The sequence below is a fragment of the Holdemanella porci genome (genome assembly GCF_009696075.1).
Taxonomy (GTDB): domain Bacteria; phylum Bacillota_I; class Bacilli_A; order Erysipelotrichales; family Erysipelotrichaceae; genus Holdemanella; species Holdemanella porci.
This window is the reverse complement of sequence record NZ_VUMR01000125.1, coordinates 1-1,237: the sequence shown is the minus strand read 5'-3', so window position 1 is coordinate 1,237 and position 1,237 is coordinate 1. Positions and strand designations below refer to the sequence as shown.

The following is a 1,237-nucleotide window of genomic DNA, read 5'->3' as shown; positions in this document are numbered from 1 at the left end:
TCGAAATTGACGTTTTAGTTTGTATTTCTATTTCCTGTTCAGTTTTCAAAGATCATCTGCACCTCAGCAGTGCTCATCTATATTACCAAATACTTTTCGCTTCGTCAAATGTTTTTTTTATTTTTTTTCATATTTTTTACTGTATACGTTTTCATCGTTTTTTAAAAGAAAACTGGTAGAATGCCAGCTTAATTAATCAATGCGTTTTGCGTTTGTATAATCATAAAATTCAGTAAATACATAATCCTGTAACTTTTTAAATGTTGATGAATCCTTCCCAACAAATGGTTTACCATCTACCATTTTTACTCGACGACAAATGTGCGTACTACTAGATACAATTATTTCATCCGCATCAAATAACTCTTGCAAAGAATACACTTTTTCTTCATACGGAATATTTAAAGCTGTACAAGCTTCTAACAAGTGTTTACGAGCAATACCAGGCAAAATATATTCATCACAAGGTGCAGTTATAAAGCATCCATCCTTTAAGATAGATACGTTGCTATGAGCACATTCTGTAACACGATCTGGTCCTCTATGTAAAATACATTCATCAAAACCCTGACTATGTGCATCTGTTGAATACATTACTGCAGGAATTAAATTAATCGTCTTAATGTTATTATAAAAGAATCTTGTATCTTCCATAGTAACAACAGACATCTCTTTATTTGGGTCTGCCAAAGGCTTTGGTGTAATCATAACCCATAAATTACCTTTCATGCCTTCAGGATAAATATGATTTCGAATCCCTGTTCCTCTTGAAACCTGCCAATATACAAACTGTGTAGGTGAATCTACTTTATTTACTAATTCAATTAATAAATATTGTAATTCCTCTTTTTCATATGGAATGTTAATATTTAAAAGTTTTGCACTATTGTAAAATCGATTTAAATGATCTTGAAGTGCAAAAATTGTATGATTATTTGCATAGGATGCATCGTATACACCATCTCCAAAATAACAAGCACGGTCCAACATTGGAACTTGCATATTTTCTAATTCATCTATTTTTCCATTATAAAAGCCTAAGTTCTTCATAATATCCTCTTTTCTTTCTAGTATATTATATGCCGAAATAGAAAAAAGGCAAAAAAAAATAACCCGGCAGCTAGCTATCTTCGCAGGGGCAAGCCCAACTATTGTCGCCGTGAAAGTGCTTAACTTCTGAGTTCGGGATGAGTTCAGGTGTGTCCACTTTGCTATCGCCACCGGATCTTGAGTTCTC

Annotated in this window: 1 protein-coding gene and 1 rRNA gene; both read right to left on the bottom strand. The window is 33.1% G+C overall.

Annotation, left to right across the window (positions count from 1 at the left end; genetic code table 11):
* Nucleotides 1–192: 192 nt before the first annotated feature.
* Nucleotides 193–1,050, bottom strand: coding sequence for an aminotransferase class IV (locus FYJ55_RS10695; RefSeq protein WP_154556804.1), 858 nt, complete (start codon nucleotides 1,048–1,050; stop codon nucleotides 193–195).
* Between the two features lie 61 nt (nucleotides 1,051–1,111).
* A 5S ribosomal RNA gene (gene rrf / locus FYJ55_RS10690) occupies nucleotides 1,112–1,225 on the bottom strand.
* Nucleotides 1,226–1,237: the final 12 nt, after the last annotated feature.